The organism is Acinetobacter sp. PC34 (genome assembly GCF_051789135.1).
Lineage (GTDB): Bacteria > Pseudomonadota > Gammaproteobacteria > Pseudomonadales > Moraxellaceae > Acinetobacter > Acinetobacter johnsonii.
Map to the genome: position 1 here is coordinate 987655 of NZ_CP196664.1, position 19514 is coordinate 1007168.

17 protein-coding genes and 2 pseudogenes are annotated in these 19514 nt (G+C 41.1%); 7 read left to right on the plus strand and 12 right to left on the minus strand.

What is annotated here, in order from left to right; translation table 11 throughout:
* Positions 1-28 precede the first annotated feature (28 nt).
* From ACSC9N_RS04845 to ACSC9N_RS04860, 4 genes are read right to left on the minus strand one after another with little or no spacing between them, the layout of a single operon-like run.
* Positions 29-1117: an ABC transporter permease gene (locus ACSC9N_RS04845; protein WP_010327220.1), complete on the minus strand. Its 1089-nt coding sequence runs from the start codon at positions 1115-1117 to the stop codon at positions 29-31.
* Positions 1114-2244 carry an ABC transporter permease gene (locus tag ACSC9N_RS04850; protein WP_010327219.1) on the minus strand — a complete coding sequence of 377 codons (1131 nt, stop codon included), beginning with the start codon at positions 2242-2244 and terminating at the stop codon, positions 1114-1116. Before ACSC9N_RS04850 ends, ACSC9N_RS04845 begins: the two co-directional genes overlap by 4 nt.
* The gene (locus tag ACSC9N_RS04855; RefSeq protein ID WP_010327218.1) at positions 2244-3392 is read right to left on the minus strand and encodes an HlyD family secretion protein; all 1149 of its coding nucleotides are present in this window, start codon (positions 3390-3392) and stop codon (positions 2244-2246) included. The genes ACSC9N_RS04850 and ACSC9N_RS04855 overlap by 1 nt, the downstream gene beginning before the upstream one ends.
* Before the next feature lie 21 nt (positions 3393-3413).
* The gene (locus ACSC9N_RS04860; protein ID WP_439036118.1) at positions 3414-4910 is read right to left on the minus strand and encodes a TolC family protein; all 1497 of its coding nucleotides are present in this window, start codon (positions 4908-4910) and stop codon (positions 3414-3416) included.
* 362 nt (positions 4911-5272) lie between these two features.
* Between ACSC9N_RS04860 and serC the strand changes: the two genes are divergently transcribed.
* Positions 5273-6352: a 3-phosphoserine/phosphohydroxythreonine transaminase gene (gene serC / locus ACSC9N_RS04865; RefSeq protein WP_010327215.1), complete on the plus strand. Its 1080-nt coding sequence runs from the start codon at positions 5273-5275 to the stop codon at positions 6350-6352.
* A gap of 120 nt (positions 6353-6472) precedes the next feature.
* On the opposite strand, the gene ACSC9N_RS04870 is transcribed toward serC, so the two are convergent.
* From ACSC9N_RS04870 to map, 5 genes and pseudogenes are all read right to left on the minus strand, one after another.
* Positions 6473-7429 carry a TauD/TfdA dioxygenase family protein gene (locus ACSC9N_RS04870; protein WP_010327214.1) on the minus strand — a complete coding sequence of 319 codons (957 nt, stop codon included), beginning with the start codon at positions 7427-7429 and terminating at the stop codon, positions 6473-6475.
* Positions 7430-7597: 168 nt separating this feature from the next.
* Entirely contained in the window at positions 7598-7732 is a 135-nt protein-coding gene (locus tag ACSC9N_RS04875) for a hypothetical protein (RefSeq protein ID WP_029575080.1), read from the minus strand.
* Positions 7725-8923: pseudogene (locus ACSC9N_RS04880) on the minus strand (MFS transporter). The gene ACSC9N_RS04875 and the pseudogene ACSC9N_RS04880 overlap by 8 nt, the downstream one beginning before the upstream one ends.
* A 152-nt stretch (positions 8924-9075) precedes the next feature.
* Positions 9076-10146 carry an OmpW/AlkL family protein gene (locus ACSC9N_RS04885; RefSeq protein ID WP_010327212.1) on the minus strand — a complete coding sequence of 357 codons (1071 nt, stop codon included), beginning with the start codon at positions 10144-10146 and terminating at the stop codon, positions 9076-9078.
* Between the two features lie 328 nt (positions 10147-10474).
* The gene (gene map / locus ACSC9N_RS04890) at positions 10475-11302 is read right to left on the minus strand and encodes a type I methionyl aminopeptidase (protein WP_004695821.1); all 828 of its coding nucleotides are present in this window, start codon (positions 11300-11302) and stop codon (positions 10475-10477) included.
* A gap of 207 nt (positions 11303-11509) precedes the next feature.
* Here map and rpsB point away from each other — a divergent pair, with 207 nt between their 5' ends.
* From rpsB to ACSC9N_RS04920, 6 genes and pseudogenes are all read left to right on the plus strand, one after another.
* Positions 11510-12259: a 30S ribosomal protein S2 gene (gene rpsB / locus ACSC9N_RS04895; RefSeq protein WP_004982536.1), complete on the plus strand. Its 750-nt coding sequence runs from the start codon at positions 11510-11512 to the stop codon at positions 12257-12259.
* Between the two features lie 141 nt (positions 12260-12400).
* Positions 12401-13276 carry a translation elongation factor Ts gene (tsf, locus tag ACSC9N_RS04900; protein ID WP_004695824.1) on the plus strand — a complete coding sequence of 292 codons (876 nt, stop codon included), beginning with the start codon at positions 12401-12403 and terminating at the stop codon, positions 13274-13276.
* Positions 13277-13357: 81 nt separating this feature from the next.
* Positions 13358-13852 carry a DUF3465 domain-containing protein gene (locus ACSC9N_RS04905; protein ID WP_010327210.1) on the plus strand — a complete coding sequence of 165 codons (495 nt, stop codon included), beginning with the start codon at positions 13358-13360 and terminating at the stop codon, positions 13850-13852.
* A 67-nt stretch (positions 13853-13919) separates the two neighbouring features.
* Positions 13920-14752, plus strand: a pseudogene (locus ACSC9N_RS04910) (AraC family transcriptional regulator).
* 68 nt (positions 14753-14820) lie between these two features.
* Positions 14821-15522: an AzlC family ABC transporter permease gene (locus tag ACSC9N_RS04915; RefSeq protein WP_010327209.1), complete on the plus strand. Its 702-nt coding sequence runs from the start codon at positions 14821-14823 to the stop codon at positions 15520-15522.
* A gap of 3 nt (positions 15523-15525) precedes the next feature.
* Positions 15526-15843 carry an AzlD domain-containing protein gene (locus tag ACSC9N_RS04920; protein ID WP_010327208.1) on the plus strand — a complete coding sequence of 106 codons (318 nt, stop codon included), beginning with the start codon at positions 15526-15528 and terminating at the stop codon, positions 15841-15843.
* Positions 15844-16485: 642 nt separating this feature from the next.
* On the opposite strand, the gene ACSC9N_RS04925 is transcribed toward ACSC9N_RS04920, so the two are convergent.
* From ACSC9N_RS04925 to ACSC9N_RS04935, 3 genes are all read right to left on the minus strand, one after another.
* Positions 16486-17094 (minus strand): septal ring lytic transglycosylase RlpA family protein, encoded by a 609-nt coding sequence (locus ACSC9N_RS04925; protein WP_058951689.1) that lies wholly within the window; start codon positions 17092-17094, stop codon positions 16486-16488.
* A 287-nt stretch (positions 17095-17381) separates the two neighbouring features.
* Positions 17382-18383 carry a lytic murein transglycosylase B gene (gene mltB / locus ACSC9N_RS04930; RefSeq protein ID WP_010327207.1) on the minus strand — a complete coding sequence of 334 codons (1002 nt, stop codon included), beginning with the start codon at positions 18381-18383 and terminating at the stop codon, positions 17382-17384.
* Positions 18384-18853: 470 nt separating this feature from the next.
* Positions 18854-19504: a hypothetical protein gene (locus tag ACSC9N_RS04935; protein WP_004695843.1), complete on the minus strand. Its 651-nt coding sequence runs from the start codon at positions 19502-19504 to the stop codon at positions 18854-18856.
* Positions 19505-19514: the final 10 nt, after the last annotated feature.

The following is a 19514-nucleotide window of genomic DNA, read 5'->3' on the forward strand; positions in this document are numbered from 1 at the left end:
TAGGATTGCTATCAATACGTTCTAAAATTTAGCGATGCTTGAGACGCCAATAAGCAAATGCTGCGCAAACTATACCAAACACAAAGAGATAGAGTAGTTTCGACAGAATAAGTGCAGTTGGTACACCCATTTGGTTCAGTTGAATAAACATTTGAATCCCTTGGGTCGATGGCAAAACATTGCCCAAGTGTTGCATCCAAACCGGCATTGCGGCGTGTGGCCATGCTGTTCCTGAAAGTAGAAATAGCGGAATAGAGGTAAATACAATGACATGTCCTGCACGCTCAGGCATATCGAAAAATGTTGAAATCAACATGCCTAAAGCCACGATACAGCCTATAAAAATCGGCACGGCCAGTAACATGCCACTAAAATTTCCTCCATGTGGGTAGTCATTTAACCAATAAATAAAGCCAAATAAATATAAACAACCGAGCATACCAATGGTCAGAATGGCGCAAAAAATCGCAAAAAATTCTGTCGTCGTTGGTCGCCATTTCTGTTCGCGGTATCCGGCCAATAACATTCCTAAACCGAGCACGATGGTTTGATGAATAATCAGCGGAGCAATGGCGGGGAAAATATAACTGCCATAACCCGACATGGTGTTAAAAAGCGGCGTTTGATGAATGGAAATGGCTGGAGAAAAGTGCGAAATATTGCCAAATTTTTCCACATGCTCACGTACAGTATTTTCAATTGAGGTGGCCAGACCTAGTCCAATTTGCTTGGTTTTTAAAAAGTTTGCCGCGCTGAGATAGAGCCCAATCCCACCGACTTCGCCATGCCGAAGACTATTGGAAAGATTTTCGGGTAAGAGCAAAATACCATCGGCTTGCTGTTGTTTAATCATATTTTCAGCATCGAGGAAATTGCCCGTCACAGCCTTCACTTCAACATTTGGACTGAGCGAAACTTGCTGAATGATGTTATTGGTCACGGTACTTTGTTCTTCATCCACAATCACAATGGGCAAAGCTTCTGCTTGCTGTGCTTTGTAGGCAGTCGGATAGAAAACACTATAGAAAATCACCGAGAGGATGAGCGTGGTTAAAATCGACTGATTGGCGATAATGTCTTTAAATGTCTTGAAGTAATAGTGCAAAAATGACTTCATGATACTGCTCCTTTGATTCTTTTTTTGAGCAGCAGGACAGAGGTCACAACGTAAAAGACCACATAGAGGATAAGTATGAGTAAAGGCAACAGCGATGAACTGATTGGGCTACCAATGACCCATTGTTCGGTTTGTAGTTTGGCATAAGGTGTGTAAGGGATAATATTGGCCCAAAATTTGGTAAATAGTGGTGCGTTATTTAAGGGGAGGGTCACTCCTGCAAAACTGAGTGATGAGCCGCCGTACACAGCAATTAAACCAAAGGTTTTGGATAAGTTATTGGTGGCTAAAACAATGGTACTACTGATCAAGGCATAGGCACTATAAAATAAAAGCTGTGCCAACATGATCAACCAAAGTTGACCTGCAACAAACCAGCCGCGAATCTCAATCAGCCAAAACATCCACGCCCATGTCCATAAGCTAAAAATTAGTACATAGGTCAGATTCTTAGAGAGGATGGCTTTAAAAGCAGATTGGTTGTTTAGCCAATTTTGCGCTGTATGAAACTTAAATTCTTGACCGACTGAAAATGCGACACAGCAGCAGAGTAGTAAATGCAAAATTGCAGGAATCATAAAGGGTTCTAAATAGAACTCATAACTCAAATTTGGGTTGTATAAGGTCGAAATTTTAACGTGTGGTGTAGGTACATCTAAATAAGGGATCGTATTTTCTAAATAGCTTTCACCAGCATAGTCTGCCATTGCTTCAACTGTGCTGAGTAACATGGCTGATGAAATGGTGTTCCCCACACTAAAGTAACTTTGGTTATAGGCGATGCTGATTTCAGCATCTTTAGCTTGAACAAAACGTTGTTCGGCGCCATTGGGAATACTGACGTAACCCCAAACTTTGGTTTGGTTCAGCAACTTTTCAACTTCGGTATTTTGATCACTGACGATGACGACATCTAAAGTATGGTTGAGTTTTAAGTAGCGCTGTATGTTTTGGCTGAGCTCGCTTTGGTCCTGATCAATAATCGCAATAGGCAAATGTTCGGGTTTACCTTGGGCAAACATGCTGGAAAACAGCACGATAATAAACAGTGGGGCAAGCGTGACTAAACATAGATCCCACTTATGCTTCAGTAAATAGTTCAGTTCCCGCAGTAGCCCGCTTAGCATTATTTGATCTCTTTGACTTTAAACAACACACTCATGCCAACTTTTAGGTCTGGAATGGCTTGCGCAGGCGTCAAATGAACTTTAAAGCTACGAATGTCATAGCCTCCTGTTTGGCGTGTGGTCTTAATGGTGGCAAATTCGCCTTCGGCATCAATATTCTTAATATTAAAGTTGGTATGTAGATTTAAGGCTGGAATAAAGCCTTCAATTTGTTTTGCTTGATAGATGTTGGCGTATTGGTCTTCACGAATATTCAGTGATACCCAAAGCTCGCGATCTTGAATAATACTCACAATCGGCACCCCCATCGCTACCAATTCGGAGGGTTTGCCATAAGTTTTAGAGACAGTACCGTCAATGGGTGAGAGTAGTTTGGTTTCAGCTTCAAGCGCATTGACTTCAGCAACAGCTGCTTTTGCAATTTGCACTTGCGCATCTGCTGAACTTTTTTGCTGTGGGGTGCTGCCACGTTCAGCCCGAGCATATTGTTGATATGCTGCTTCTGTCATTTGAGCGGCTGATTGTGCCGCGGCTTGCATTTCATCGCGACGTTGGCGTGAGATGACACCTTGTTGGTACAAGTTTGCACCACGTTGATAGGTGGTTTGTGCCAAAGTTTGCTGTGCTTTCAGTGCTTGCCAGTTGGCGTATAAACTCGCAATATTTTCTTCCTGAGAGCCACGGTCAGCAGTGGACTGGAGTGCTAAAGCAGCCTGTAAGCTGGCCAATGCTTGCTGTTTTTTGGCATCGACTTCAGGGCTATACAGTCGAACGAGTTCTTGGTTTTTACTGATCTTTTGTCCGTCATGTACATAAATTTCATCAATTCGACTGGGCACTTTGGTGCTAACATGGATCGTTTCTGCCTCAACCCGACCTTGGATTTCAACCGTTTTGGGTTGATAGGCCTTCCACAGTCCAAAAGCAATCACGATGAATAGAATGATGAGAGCAAGCCCCCCAATCAGCTTGATTGCTTTGGACTTTTGCTCGGTGTTTGTATTGGCTGATGCTGGCTTAGTCTGTTCGGTCTCAGCTTGTACCTGCTCTTGAGTATCATTTGTGGTTAATTCCTCTGTTGATGGCACCGCTTGATCTTCTTGTTTTTCAGGTTTTTGCGGATCAGATTGGTTTTGATCTTGATTCATTAAATGGCTCTCATCAAAGAATTAACGAATAAATCGCGTATTGGGTTGCAGAAGATAGGTTTGGAACTGATGGATCGAACCATGACTTTGTAGAAACGTCGCCAGTGACATGACATATTTATAGGCATTCAGTGCGGTTTCTGCTTTTAAAGCACTGAGCATATTTTGTGCATCGATCACTTGGGTCGCTGTTCCCATATCTTCTTTAAAGGACAGTTCTTGTATACGTAAATTTTCTTGCGCTGCTTTTATATTTTGCTGTAATAACTGATCACTTTGCTGCGCTGTGGTGGCTTCGCTATACGATTTATAAATCACATTTTCAATTTCTTGTTTAGTCCGTGCTGTCATCAGTTCAGAAGCGTAGCGTTGTAACTCTGCTGCTTGGACATTTTTGTTTTTATCAATGCCTGAGAACAGATTGTACTGTGCGGCTAAGCCAACGATCCAGTTATTTTTATCGTCTAGACTGTATTCACCAAAGGCAAAAATATGTGGTTTCTTGGCGGCGTTTTGTGCGGTGACATTGGCTTGTGCCAGTTGGGTGTCCATTTGCAGTTTTTGTATTAAAGCCGATTGATCTGCATATGACCTGAGTAGGGTATTCAGATCTTGGTTTTGGGTACTGTTAATAAAGAGTGGTGTGGTGAGCTCAGTAATTTGGCTGCTTTGCAAAAGGTTAATCAGTTGAAATAAACTGGCTTTTAAATTGGCCTGACTGGCTTGTTCACTGCGCTGTGCATTGTTTTTTGCCACTTCAAATTGCATGCGCTGGCCTTTACTAATAAAGCCCTGTTGTTCAAGTTTAAGTGCATTGTCATAGTGTTTTTGCATCGCATGCCAATTATATTGGCTAGACGCGAGTAACTGTTTTTGCAGTTGAACATTGAAATAGGCTTGAATCAGTTCAAAGCGTTGTAGGTCTTGCTGTTGTTTTGTATTGAGTTCGCTACGTTTTGCTTTGATTTTGGCGACTTGTTTCGCACTTGAGGTTAATCCGCCTGTATAAAGCGGCATCATTGCAGAAATGGTTGGGCGTATGACTTGATCTTCTAAGGTAATTTGCGAGCTATTCGGAATAAGTCCCACACCTTTGTGGATGGTTTGATCAATACCTTGCTCTAAACCACTTAAATCGCCCAAATTTGGATAGGTGTTTTGCCACTCATCAATTTTCGTGGCTACACCATCAGTCAGTGTGTGTTCTAAATTATTTTTGAGTGCACCCAGAGGCACATCGAGCTCATTATGAAAAGCATAGGCACGTACGTTCAGATCGATACGGGGTAGCCCCAAACCTTTGACAGCTTCAGCTTCTAGTTTTGAGGCTTGTTGTAAGGCTTGGGAGGCCTGTGTGCTAAACGAGTCTTGTAACACACTTTGCTCAGCTTGTTGATAGCTGATTGATGCAGCAAAAGTTGTCGAGCTGATTCCGAGACTGAGACCGAACATGCTTAATGACAAGATTGATGGCAGTGATGTACGCAATAAGTATTTGTTGGCTGGTGTATTAAGCATGTTGAATAGTCTTTGTAGCATGAGCACGACTCTTTTCTATGTTTTTGCACATTATACGCATAATCTAACTGTTCTGAATGCTGACTCAGTTACTGAATTGTTTAATTTGCAAATGTATATCAATAGATTAGCGACATTTTTAAGCAAAGGAAATGCTTTCGTTTGAGCTTAGGTGAATGGGACAGCGCTGCTGTAATTGATTGAGCAGTGCTGAGTTAAAACTGAATCGTTGATCTTGATTGAGTTTTTGACTGTAAAGGTGAGATTACATTGAAATATTTTCAGTTGAATTTACTGCAAGCACTGGCTATCTGTGGTTAAATGCCATCATTTTATTGTGTTTCACTTTGAAAGGAAAAATCATGCGCGCGTACAACTTCTGTGCTGGTCCTGCTGCATTACCTACTGCCGTTTTAGAAAAAGCACAAGCTGAAATGCTTGATTGGCAAGGCAAGGGTCTTTCCATCATGGAAATGAGTCACCGTAGTAAAGACTATGTTGCTGTGGCTGAAAAAGCAGAAGCAGATTTACGTAAACTCATGAACATTCCAGAGAACTATAAAGTCTTGTTCCTTCAAGGTGGTGCTTCACTTCAGTTCTCCGCGATTCCTTTAAATTTGTTGGGTAAAAACAGCAAAGCGGACTATATCCATACTGGAATTTGGTCTGAGAAAGCACTGAAAGAAGCGCAGCGCTATGGCGATATCAACGTCATTGAAGCGGGTACGCAAATTGATGGAAAACTTGCCATTGCAGACTCAAGCACTTGGAACTTATCTCAAGATGCGGCTTATGTGCATTATGTAGACAATGAAACGATTGGTGGTCTTCAGTTTTCGGCTATTCCAGAAACCAATGCGCCATTGGTTGCAGACCTGTCTTCAAGTATTTTGTCTGCACCTGTTGATGTGACTAAATTTGGTATCATTTATGCAGGCGCGCAAAAGAACATTGGCCCAGCGGGTTTAACCTTGGTTATTGTTCGTGAAGATCTGCTAGATCAAGCCAAACCTGAAATTCCAAGCATTTTGAAATACGCTTCGCAAGCGAAGAATGATTCGATGGTCAATACACCGTCGACCTATGCTTGGTACTTATCAGGTTTAGTGTTTGAATGGTTGCTTGAACAAGGTGGTGTTGAGGCGATCCATAAAGTGAACCTTGAAAAGGCAAAACTGCTTTATGGTTATATCGATGCAAGTGATTTTTATGCAAACCCAATTGCTGTGCAAAACCGTTCAATTATGAATGTGCCGTTTACTTTGGCGAATCCAGACTTAGAAAAACTTTTCCTTAAAGAAGCTGAAGAAAACCATTTGTTGAATCTTGCGGGTCACCGCTCAGTTGGTGGGATGCGCGCAAGTATTTATAACGCAGTTCCACTAGAAGGCGTTCAAGCGCTAGTGAATTTTATGGATGATTTTGCGAAACGCAATGCTTAAGTCATAGAAATAAAAAAGCCCATCAAACGATGGGCTTTTTTATTGGTTTTTTAACAGATTATCTAAAACAATCGTGACATTTTGGTGTCATACCAATCAATTATTCATTTTATTTATCGCTTAGTAAGGACGTCCACCTGCAAGACTAATACGTTTGAGTAAGCGACGTTGATCGACAGGAAAGGGACGACGTGAATGTAGTGTCACCTGATTATCCCAAAAGACAATATCTCCAGTTTCCCAGTGATGTTCATAACGAAACTCAGGTTTGAGGATGTGCGCACGGAGGGCAGCAATCAGTTCACTGCCTTCGCTATCATCGACATTGAGTAATTCAACTTCCGAACGGGTATTGAGCCAAAGCGCTTTACGCCCAGATTCTGGATGTGTGCGGACTAAGGGATGAGGATAGGCATGACCTAAAATGGGTTGATCTTTAAAGCGATAATAAGGGCTGTCTCCATAACCCGTATTGCCTGTATTACTTTGCGCACGGACGAATGGGTTATAAGTAATCAGCTGTAGCTGGTCGATCTGCTTTTTGACGTCATCGGGAAGTGCATCATAAGCTTTGATGGTATTGAACCAAGAGGTTTGTCCGCCGTCTTGAGGAAGCTCAAGGGCATAGAGCAGAGAGCCAAAAGAGGGAAGCGGTGTCCACTGGTGATCGGCATGTGGGGTGAGTTCGCCATGGCCGGTGTAGTTGCCTTGACCGACCGCATTGGAAACAGGAACCACATCGGGTGGAACACCAGTGTCAGTCTGGCTAGCCAGCACAGGATTGTCTGCACTTGGGCGGAAAATAGAACCAAAATAGCTGGCAAAGGCTAAATATTGCAGATCATCCAAAGTTTGGTTTTTAAAAATTAAAATCAGATGTTCAGCCAAAGCTTGTTTTAAGCGATAGATGGTCTCTCCTGCTTGGGCTTTACGGGCATCTAAACCAAAAACCATAGCACCTAAGGCTTCTTCCGCCAGTGGGATAATTTGTATTTCTTCTGGGTTTTGAAATTGTTTAGCCTGATGCCAACGCGGAGCATCATAAATCGCTTGTGAAAGTTGGGTTAGTGCGGTCATTTTGATTATTTTCTCTAGATATAGGGTCTAGAGAAAATGTAATCAAAATATGTGTAATCTTAAAATTAAAAGAAGTTCTAAAATTATGAAAAAATTTAAAAAAACAATAATTTATTGATTGTATTGCTTTTCTTTTATAATGAAATATTGAGCTCAAAATATGCAGATTTAATGTGCGCAAAATGCCTGATTAAAATACTCAAACAGATCAGGCGTATTCAGCCAAAGGCTAATTGCCAGAACAAACAAAGCAACGACGCTAATGCCGATACCACACTTGAGCCATAAAAATGAATTAGTCATGGACAACCGCCTTTTCATCGACAAAGAAATGTACCAGTACGCCAAAAACACTCAGAATAATGGAAAACAGCCAAATCAAGTCATAATTACCTGTCACGTCATGGTTCACACCACCCAGCCATCCACCGAAAAATGAACCAACTTGATGGGTAAAGAACACGATGCCACTCAGCATGCTGAGGTATTTAATACCAAACATATTGGCCACAATACCATTGGTTAAAGGCACTGTAGATAACCATAATAAACCCATCACCACACCAAAGCTATAGATGGTGACTGTGCTGAGTGGGAGCATCAAAAAGGCAATAATCGCAATGCCTCTGAGCCCATCAGTAACTTTGGTTTAGAATATTTCCCACCTAGCCAACCCGCAGTGTAAGTGCCAACGATATTAAATAAACCGACCAACGCTAAGAAAACAGTTCCTGTGGTTGCATTAAAACCATGGTCAATCAAATAGCCAGGTAAATGGATACCGATAAAGACCACTTGGAAGCCACAGACTAAAAAACCGAGTGATAGGAACCAAAATGGTTTATGGTTTTTCGCAATCACTAAGATATCTTTAAAACTGAGCTGAACTTGGTTGGTTGAAGCATTCGGTATAACAAAGGCGGGAGCTTTGAGCATCCAAGCCAGCGGAACAATCATCGCAATTAAAAGTGCACTAACGACCAACGCCGCAGACCAGCCAAAGTTTTGTAACAGCAGTAAGGTTGACGGCAGCATAATGAACTGCCCAAAAGAACCCGCTGCACTGGCAATACCCATAGCAAGGCTACGTTTTTCAGGCGGTGCAGCACGACCCACCGCGGATAATAATACAGAGAAAGAGGTCGCAGATAATGCTAGGCCCAAAATAAGACCGACACTTAAGTTGAGTAACCAACCCGTAGAGCTGACTGCCATGAGCAGCAAACCAATGGTATACAACACACCACCGACGGCAACCACAATTTTAGAGCCATATTTATCTGCTAATGCGCCTGTAAAGGGCTGCGCAGCGCCCCAAATCAGGTTTTGCATCGCAATCGCTAGACTAAAAACATTATGTCCCCAGCTAAACTCATCACTCATAGGCACAAGGTAGAGTCCAAAGCCATGTCGGACACCCAGTGATAATGCCAGAATTATTGCACTTCCAATGAGCATATAAATCAGCGGTTTGGAAAAACGAGTTTCTGACATATTTCAACCAAAAAATGAGCTTAGAGTTCGCTATATTAAGTGAATTATTTGCTGAAAGCGATGATAAAAAATTGACTCTTTGATCAATAAAAACAATGAATATTCATGAAAAAAGACGACTTGGTGTCGTCTTTTTGGTAGTTGTTTGAAGCTTAGAACCGGTAGCCGACACCTGCATAAGCCAGAATGGGGTTAATTTCAATATCGGCTGTAGATTTGATTAGTTCACCGTGCGTAGCATCTTTGACGGTGATCGTGGTTTCATTTTTAAGATGAGCATAGGACACGGAACCGACAGCAAACCATTTATCATTAAAGTCATAGGTGAAACCGACGGTTGCAATAGGGGCGAAGGCATCGGTTGCTTCTAGCTTAACTTTGGGATTGGCTGAACTTTTTTTCCCTTCAAGTGATGCGCCAGCATTGCCTTCTTTAATATTGGCAATCATATGGCCTGCTGCAATCAAGTCTTTTTCAGTTTGTGGGTTAATTTCCAGCTCATTAAAGTAGGCATACATCATTCCAACACCGACATACGGACGGAATTTATTCACCCCTGTTTTACCAAAGTGATATTGGAACTCGAAAGCAGGTGTCCATGCACGTGCAGATGCCGCAGGGCCGTGTGCTTCCAAATCGGTAATGAAAATATCATTTTCAAGTTCTAAATTGCCTAAAGCTCCGCCCATAGGTGTTGCAGTTGCTGAAAAAGGCGCATAAATTTTGCCTTTACCTTGTAAGTCGACTTTCGGTGGAATCCCTGCTTTCATTTCAAAAGAAATATTGTCGGTAAAAAAGTAATTAGTCATGATGCCCAATGTGGTGACATCATCGGCTTCTAAACCCGTACCTGGATTATCCCATTGACTGAGTCCACGGATTTCAGCAGTCCCACTTAATGCTGAGGGGACATCAGCATTAATTAAAGCTAGCCCATCAAGAGTAGCTTTTAAGAGAGGATTGACGCTACTTCCTGGCTTGATATTGTCGAGCACCGTTTGTGCTTTGATATCTCCAACTTTTGCAGTTTCACCTTCTTTAACTGATGTGTTAACTCGGAAGGGTTGAGCTTTACCTTGTGGCATGACGTGTAAAGCACCGACCGATACAGAAAAGCGTTTAAATCCATCACCATCTTGTAGACTAAAATAAGGTGAATCTGCATGTGTAAGCATAGGTAAAGCAGTAATAGACGTTGCTACACAAAGCAATGTTTTTTTCATTCTGGGACTCCATGTCCAAATTAGCTATTCGTTTTTATAGAGCGTATTATTAAGGTTGCTGCTACGATAAAGCTGTTGTTTTTGAGGGACATGTGTTTTTGACATTTGTGAATGTCAAAACCCGTTTTGTGTGATCGTGTTACTAGCTTGCAATCTTTGTTACAGATGAATGAATGTAATAGATCGCTACAGTTGAGTGTTTTTTGATTCTATATATTTGTAAAATAAAGAATAAATTTCAAATCCAATATTTGCTTAGTCATAAAAAAGACCACCAGTAGGTGGTCTTTTTGACAGATGGCATCATATTTCATGCCAATGACATTATTTAAGACTGAAAACGTGATAAATCTTCTTCAGGACGTGCAGTTAACACTTCAACCCCGTTTTTAGTGACCAACAACGTATGTTCATACTGTGCAGACAAACTATGGTCTTTGGTCACTACCGTCCATTTATCCCCCAATAATTTAGTTTTCCAGTCACCACCATTGACCATTGGCTCAATGGTAAAGGTCATGCCTTCTTCTAAAATCATGCCTGAGTTTGGCTGACCATAGTGTAAGACTTGAGGTTCGTCATGGAACACAGTCCCAATACCGTGACCACAATATTCACGCACGACACCAAAACGTTCCGATTCGACATATTGTTGAATGGCATGACCAATGTCGCCAATGGTTGAACCCGGCTTCACTGTTGCTATTCCACGGTACATTGCTTCTTGTGCCACTTTACATAAACGATTCGCAAGAATAGAAGTTTCGCCACCCACGATGTACATCATGTTGGTATCGCCGTGGAAACCATCTTTAATGACCGTCACATCAATATTTAAAATATCGCCTTTTTTCAACACTTTTGCATCTGAAGGAATGCCGTGACAGACCACATGGTTTACAGAAGTACAAATCACATGTTGGAAAGCAGGGCGACCCGGTGCTGCACCGTAACCTAAACATGCTGGAATTGCGTCTTGTTTATTGACAATATAATCGTGACAAATCGTATCTAACTCAAGTGTAGTCACACCTGGTTTAATATGTGGCTTGATCATATCCAAGACTTCAGCCGCCAGTCGTCCAGCCACACGCATCTTTTCGATGTCTTCAGCGCTTTTGATGAGTCGACGGGGTGCTTCGTAAGTACTGTTCATGATCTCTAAAAACTTTTGGAAATTTGTGTGTGACTATGGTATAAATAGCCGCCCATTTTATCAAATGCTTTTTCGTGAATAAATTTCACGGGCTTTGTGCGATGGGGCAATAAAATCCGCACATATATCGACACATTTCTCTGGGTGCCCGTTAGGGTGGAGGATGCGGATATATGGAGGCCTAACCCAAACTTTAAGGTAAAGAAAATGGCAGATTACAACGTAAGCATGCGCGACCTTCTTCAAGCAGGCGCACACTTCGGTCACCAAACACGTTTCTGGAACCCAAAGATGCGTCAATACATCTTTGGTGCGCGTAACAAAATCCACATCATCAACCTTGAGCACACTGTTCCTGCGTTAAATGATGCTTTGAACTTTGTTAACAACCTTGCTAGCAAAAAGAATAAAGTATTGTTTGTTGGTACGAAACGTGCTGCTTCTAACATCATCCGTGAACAAGCACAACGTGCTGGTCAACCATATGTTGATCACCGTTGGTTAGGTGGTATGTTGACGAACTGGAAAACACTTCGCCAATCTATCAACCGTCTTAAAGACCTTCAAACTCAATCTCAAGATGGTACTTTCGCTAAGCTTACTAAACGTGAAGCTTTAGAGCGTACTCGTGAGATGGAAAAACTTGAACGCGCTTTAGGCGGCGTTAAGAACATGGGTGGTTTACCTGACGCATTATTCGTAATCGACGTTGATCACGAAGCAATTGCAATTAAAGAAGCTAAAAACCTTGGTATTCCTGTAATCGGTATCGTTGATACAAACTCTAACCCAGATAACGTAGACTACGTTATTCCGGGTAATGACGATGCGATCCGTGCAGTTACTTTGTATGCTTCTGCTATGGCTGATGCGATTCTTGCTGGTAAAGAATATGCTCAATCACAAGCAAATGCACAAGCTAAAGTTGAAGAAGCTAAAGAAGCTCCTGAGGCTTAATGCGTTTGACGTAAGCTTGTCATTTTTGCGACATGTGATGGTGGCAAAGTAAGCGTCATGTATGCAGACGGCCCAAGAGACAGCTCTGGGCCGTTTCTGTTCTAAAAAGAATTCATTTTCTACCGTATTTAGGAGATTGACATGACTGCAGTTACAGCAAGCATGGTTAAAGAATTGCGCGATCGTACTGGTCTTGCAATGATGGAATGTAAAAAAGCATTAACAGAAGCGAATGGTGACATCGAATTAGCGATTGATAACCTTCGTAAATCTGGTCAAGCTAAAGCGGCTAAAAAAGCGGGTAACATTGCAGCTGATGGCGCAATCACTATCGCTCAAGACGGTAACAAAGCTCTTCTTTTAGAAGTAAACTGCCAAACTGACTTCGTTGCTAAAGACGAAAACTTTGCTGGTTTCTCTGCTCAAGTTGCTGCTGCTGCGTTAGCTGCTGGCGAAACTGATGCTGCTAAAATTGCTGAATTGAAACTTGAAGATGGTGCAACTGTAGAAGAAGCGCGTATTGCACTTGTTCAAAAAATCGGTGAAAACATCCAAGTTCGTCGTGCTCAAATCATTGAAGGCGAAAACCTTGCAGTTTACAAACACGGTTTAAAAATCGGTGTTGTTGTATCTTACACAGGTGATGCTGCGACTGGTAAAGGTATTGCAATGCACGTTGCTGCATTCAACCCAGTTGCTATCTCTGCTGAAGGTGTATCTGCTGAACTTATCGCTAAAGAGAAAGAAATTGCTGAAGCTAAAGCAATCGAATCTGGTAAGCCTGCAAACATCGTTGAGAAAATGGTCACTGGTTCAGTTGAGAAATACTTGAACGAAGTTGCTCTTGATCGTCAAATGTACGTAATCGACAACGACAAGAAAGTTGCGGACGTTCTTAAAGCAACTGGTACTACAGTTGTTCAATTCGCTCGCTTTGAAGTGGGTGAAGGTATTGAGAAAAAAGCTGAACTTTCTTTCGCTGAAGAAGTTGCTGCTGCTCAAGCTGCTGCAAAATAATTGAAAAATTATTTTGAGTAAAAAAGCCCCTTTGGGGCTTTTTTTATACAATTAATAAAAATAAAACGAGGAAGTAGATAAGTGGCCAACAAAACCAACCTGAGTATTGGCGCGGTGATCATACTATTGATTGCTGCATATTTCGGAATCGATCTTCAAGAAAATCAATTACAAACATCAACACCATCAGTCGCGGTAGAGCCCTCTACACAGACCAGTAAACCGCAAAATCAAGTATTTGATGGCACAGCAAAAATTGCCCAAGCGTTTCAAAGCCGGAAAAGTAATATTCAAGTTCAATCACAAGGGCGTGTTGTGGCTGTGCTTAAAGATGATAATGACGGTTCTCGTCATCAAAAATTTATTGTAGAACTTCCTAATGCAATGACGGTTTTGATTGCACATAATATTGATTTAGCACCCCGTATTGAACGCTTACAAAAAGGGGATATCGTTGGTTTCAATGGTGAATACGAATATAGTGAAAAAGGCGGGGTGATCCACTGGACACATCACGATCCACAACAGCGCCATGAAGGTGGTTGGTTAAAGCACCAAGGAAAAACCTATCAGTAGTAGAGCAATTTTGTTCTATACGTTTTGCTGAATCGCAGTATGCTGAGTGTTCAGGAGAGGCTAACTCATGCACGAAATCAGACCCAGTGAATTTTTAAATTACCATCATGTTCAAGAACTTGATGGTCTTGAAATGTTAAGAGCCTCCTATCAACATACGCAGTTTTCAAAACATACCCATGAAGGCTACTGTATTGGTTTAATTGATGAAGGTGCGCAGTCTTTTTTACGCACAGGGAATCAGCATATTGCACCGCAAGGCGACATTATTTTAGTGAATGCTGATGAGGTACATACGGGTTCTTCTGCTGTTGAAACTGGTTGGTGTTATCGGGCAATTTATCCGACCCCTGAAATGATTCAAGAGGTGAGCCAAGATTTTTTTCATGAAGCAGTACTATGCCGTGGTTTCCGCAAGCTGTGGTTCATGATGAAGGATTAGCCGAGCAATTGAATTTGCTGTTCGATTTGTTGTTACAGCCAAAAAATACATTGTTTAAACAGAGCTTATATATTTCAACTTTGGCCTATTTATTAAGTCGTTATAATCAATCTAAGAAAATATTAAAAGACTTACCCGAAGCACAGCGTAAAGTGGTCTTGGTACAAGAACTACTTGCTGCAGAACCTGAAAGAGAGCATCAACTGGCTGAGCTAGCTGCTGTCGTCGGGATGAGCCCATGGCATTTACTGCGTCAATTTAAAAAGTTTACTGGACTTCCACCTCATGCATGGTTGGTACAGTTTCGTTTACGTAAATCTTTATATTTACTCAAACAAGGCTGTGAGATTGCGACAGTCGCACAACTCTGTGGTTTCTCCGATCAAAGCCATTACACTCGTCATTTTAAAAAGTCTTTAGGCTGTACGCCTGCGCAATATCTGGCACATAAAATTTAAAATAACAGCAATTTCATACAAGAAAGCCGTCTAAGGTATGCAGCATATTGACTCTAGCGAGTTGAAAAATGGAGTCTGCTGTGCAGTCGCAATTGATCCAACAAAAAAGTTTAGGTTTTTTCCGTGGTGTGCAAGATATGTTGCCGCTTTCAGTCGCCGTTATTCCATGGGGGATATTGGCTGGCTCAGCGGCGATTAATGCGGGTCTGAGTGTCATGCAAGCTGTAGGCATTTCGGCGTTAGTGTTTGCAGGTGCGGCACAATTAGTCAGTTTGAGTATGCTCATGACGGGTGCATCTTTACTGAGTATTCTGATCACCGTGTTTTTTCTAACCAGCCAGCACTTTATTTATGCACTGAGTCTAAGAGAAGAGGTGAAGCCTTGGTCACTCAAAAGAAGATTGAGTATCGGTTTTTTACTGACCGATGAACTCTACGCCACCGCGATGCTAAAGGAAAAGCCGTCTTATGCCTATATGTTGGGTGCAGGATTCAGCTTTTATGTCAGTTGGGTGTTGTTTAGTCTAATGGGTATTTTGCTTGCAAATAAAGTACCTGATCTTTCAACTCTCCACTTAGAATTTTCAATTGTGGTGGTGTTCTTGGTTATGGCGGTGATGTTGATTCAAAATAAGGCCGCAATTTATGGCGTGGTGAGTTCATCGATCATGGTGCTGATTTTGAGTTGGTTAGAAATAGGATCAGCTATTTTGCTGGCTGGATTTAGTGGGATGTGGGTTGCTGCGCTCTTTGATCAAGCGGAGGACTAAAACATGACCTGGTTATTTGTTTTGAGTTTGACCTGTGTCACCTTTTTTAATCGGTATTTATTTTTAGAGCCTAAAACTCAAATTCGGCTGCCTAAATTTGCGACACGCATGCTGAAATATGCGGCGCCTTGTCTGATGGTTTCGATTTGTTTGCCACTGGTTTTTTTCGAAGGCGGGCACTGGAAAGGGATACTTCAAAATAGTTATTTTTATGGGGCAATTTTTACGTTGTTAATCACTCTTTTGACGAGAAAATTATTGCTTAGTATTTTGCTGAGTTTAGGATTTTTTTATGGTCTGAATCTATTATTCGATTTCTAGCATTTCATCAGCAAATAGGCCCATAAAATACCGAAAAAAGGATAAAAAAGTGTGCGAGCCCGATCTTTTTCATTGCTTTTAAATTTGTGTTGCTCTAAATGCTCACCATTTGCGATTTTTTCTATGTCTATCAAATTGGCGTAGCTTTGATTGGGGAACTAAAAAAGTTGAAAATAGAGCAAATGAGGTGGGGTTTGAGAACTTTGAAGAAATAAGAAGGTTTTCTTTTGCGTTTTGGTCCATAGAATTGACTCAATTATATAAAACAAGCAGGGCAATAGTGAATCTAATATCGCAAAAATGGCGCTTAATTTACTAGGTAATTCATAAAATCATTCTAATTTGACGAATGCATAAAACTACAGTTCAGGGTAGGCAGAAAAATTGGCTTTGATCAGATAAGAATGAGCTGAGAAAATATTTAATTCTGCTAGTCTTCCACCGCTGTAAAAATGTGAGCGCACTCACTTCAAAAAATCGGATCGATTAGATTTCGCATCTTATTCAAACTAAGTATCTGAGAGGGATCAAATGATGGAGATCGAGCTGTTTACGATTGTGTAAAACATTAGGCAAAGATAGGACAATAAAAAGCCACATTACTGTGGCCTTGCTGTCAAATGCATGCTGTAGGAAAGAATCTTAAGAGTTTGGTCCATCAATACGTTCAATGCTGACTTTTGCAGTACCTGCATTGGTAATACCCAGTTGCTTAGCAGCACCATAAGAAAGATCAAGCACGCGGTTACCGTGGAATGGGCCGCGGTCATTTACTTTAACCACAACACTTTTACCATTGGTTTTATTCGTTACACGAATAAAGCAGTTTAGTGGCAAGCTACGATGAGCTGCAGTTAATGCATTCATATCGAATGTTTCACCGCTTGCTGTTTTACGACCGTGGAACTGACGACCATACCAAGACGCCATACCCGTTTGACTAAACTTACGGACTGTATTTGATGCAACAGTATTTAACTTTTCAATCACTGAAGGCTCTTCTTCAGGGATCTCAATTTTTGCAGCGATTGTTTCGCGACGAATTTTATCACCTGAACGTTCAGTGATTGAAAGGCTATTTAAATTTGAGAAGTGTGAGTTGAAGCCTTCAGCATCTTTATTCAAGACACGCACAGCTAGGCGAGAGTTATCGTTATCATTGGTAAATGATGACTGAACCATCTCTGCTTGCGATTGGCTCAGCGCGATGGTCGAGGCAATGGCCAGTATATATTTAAGTGAAGACTGCATTTATAAACTCCAAAAGACAATACTTTTTTCTTTAAACTAAGTGGTTGAAAGATAAAAAAACTTGCCTGTTAATTCACTTTTGCAACAACATTTGACGAAATGGATAATATTCATGCAGTCATAAGCATGTCTAGTGTTTAATTAAAATAATGATAAAAACTACATAAACCGAACATTTTTTGATTAAAAAATAACCAATATTGTAACAATGTATGAAAAAAGCCGAAATTTACATCATTTTTAAATATTTTTTTATTGACATCTCAAGATTGAGTAAAAAGCTAGCCCTATCGGCTAGCAATTTCAGCCCCTAATTGCCAAACTGCAGTCGCATACATACGGCTCTTGTTATAGGTCGTAATCACTTGAAAGTTAGGGTAAGTGATGTAATAACTTTGCCCATAATTTTCCTGTAGTTGGATCACATTCACCATATCTAAATCATCGATTTTGACAATCGGATTGGTCGGTTGAATGCCCTGATTTTTTAAAACGCCATAAGGTGTCGGTAAAGTTAAATCTTTAGCAATGACCGCTTCAGGATTTGAGCCACTATAGCGTGCTGCGAATCCAATTGGCTGATTACGTTGCCAACCATGATTTGCTAAATAGTTGGCAATCGAGCCGATGGCATCGACTGCTGAATTTCGTAAATCGACATGACCATTGCCGTCATAATCCACCCCAAACTTTGGAATATTGCTTGGCATAAATTGTGGATAGCCAACCGCACCTGCATACGAACCTACAACCGAGTTGGTTGGCACGCCATCTTTATAGCTCCATGCGATTAAAGCACTGAGTTCGTCTTGGAAATATTGCTTACGACGTTCGTAGCCAAAACCTAGCGTAGCTAGGGCATCACGGCTGATAAAATTACCTTTGTTGCTGCCGAAACCCGTCTCCACTCCTAAAATACCGAGAATGATGGATTGTGGAACACCGAATTGTTGCTCTGCACGGTTTAAGGTGTCTGCATACTGGGCTTTAAAACGGACACCACGTTGAATGGTGCTGGCTGCCATAAAGTTGGTTTTATACTCGTACCAAGGTTTACTTTCACCCGGGCGGTTCATAATGTTGATGATGTTGGGCAAATTTTTAGAACCATTCATGGCCCAATCGACCTGTTCGGAAGATAGGCCATAATTTTGCATGGTTTTTTGTTTAAAGCTAAGATAATCGGGATGAGAAGCGAAATCGTTGGCTTGGCAAAAACTGGTGATCGACAAAGCGCCAATCAATAAAGGTAAACGTTTAACTTTGTTATAAAAGTTTAAATTTAACATAGAAGTCTAATTTCCAGAGTCGTTATTGGCAGTGGAGCAAAGCGAATAGGGGAATGCCCATAGTTCGCGTTTCTGTTATGTCGAAATTCTTGTGAACGGAGTCTAGCGTGAATAGGCTTTAAGATAACATTGTCTGTACTGAAGCGGGCAAATAGGTATACAAAAAAAGACAAACTCAGCCTATATAAAGGACAGATTATTCAAAATGGCGCAGATTTTTGGGCAGAGTATTTACGTGACTATATAAGTCAAGTTTTACTGACTGATATAAAAAAGTCTTCTATATATAGAAACAATTAAAACTGTAGTGTTTAGAGTCTAGTGACAATGACAAAAAGATCTGGTCTCAGCTTATATATCGCCTTTATATAGCTTTATATAAAGACTAAGAAATTACAGCTTAGAAACCAAAATGACCCTACACAAGTAGAGTCATTTTGATCTGAAAAGCATTGAAAGACTTTTAGTACTTAAGCATGAAATAAGGTGTCGTGATATTCAGCTAAAGCTAAAAGTTCATCTTTGGTTAAATTTGGGATGATTTTATTGGCAGCAATATGCACTGCTTTAATGACAGCTGCAGAACCGATATCGGCCGCTTTACGCTTAATCATGCCCAAATCGAGGGTTTTATTAAAGTCATTCATGAAGTGACGTACAGTCGCTTCAGCAAACTGTTTATACAGTTCGGTTAACGCGGCTTTATCTACTTCATTGCCTGCTTTAATTTCAGCATAGTTATATTTGAGGCTGGTCACTAAGCTTGCATCTAACGCTTCACCCACACGGAACTGACCTTCAGCATCTTTAAACAAGCTTTTTTCAGAAAACTGAATCGATGCTTGAACCACATCATTCGATGATTTGCCTAAAAGCTGCTTCAACAAAACCGCAACTGTTGACTTAATATAGCCAGCCAGTTTCTCGGCTGTGTCACGTTTATCACTCGGTGGAAAACGGCGAACTAACTCAGTCAAAATGGCATCAATAATTTCATCATTGATGAGTAGTGCTGTTTTATCTCGAAGTGGATATAAAGGCTCACTTGAGTCTTTCTTCTGCTGAGCAGTTTGAATAGTCTGTAAAAGTTCAGTCGATGGAATAAAACCAAAAAATGGCATCGTGTATTAA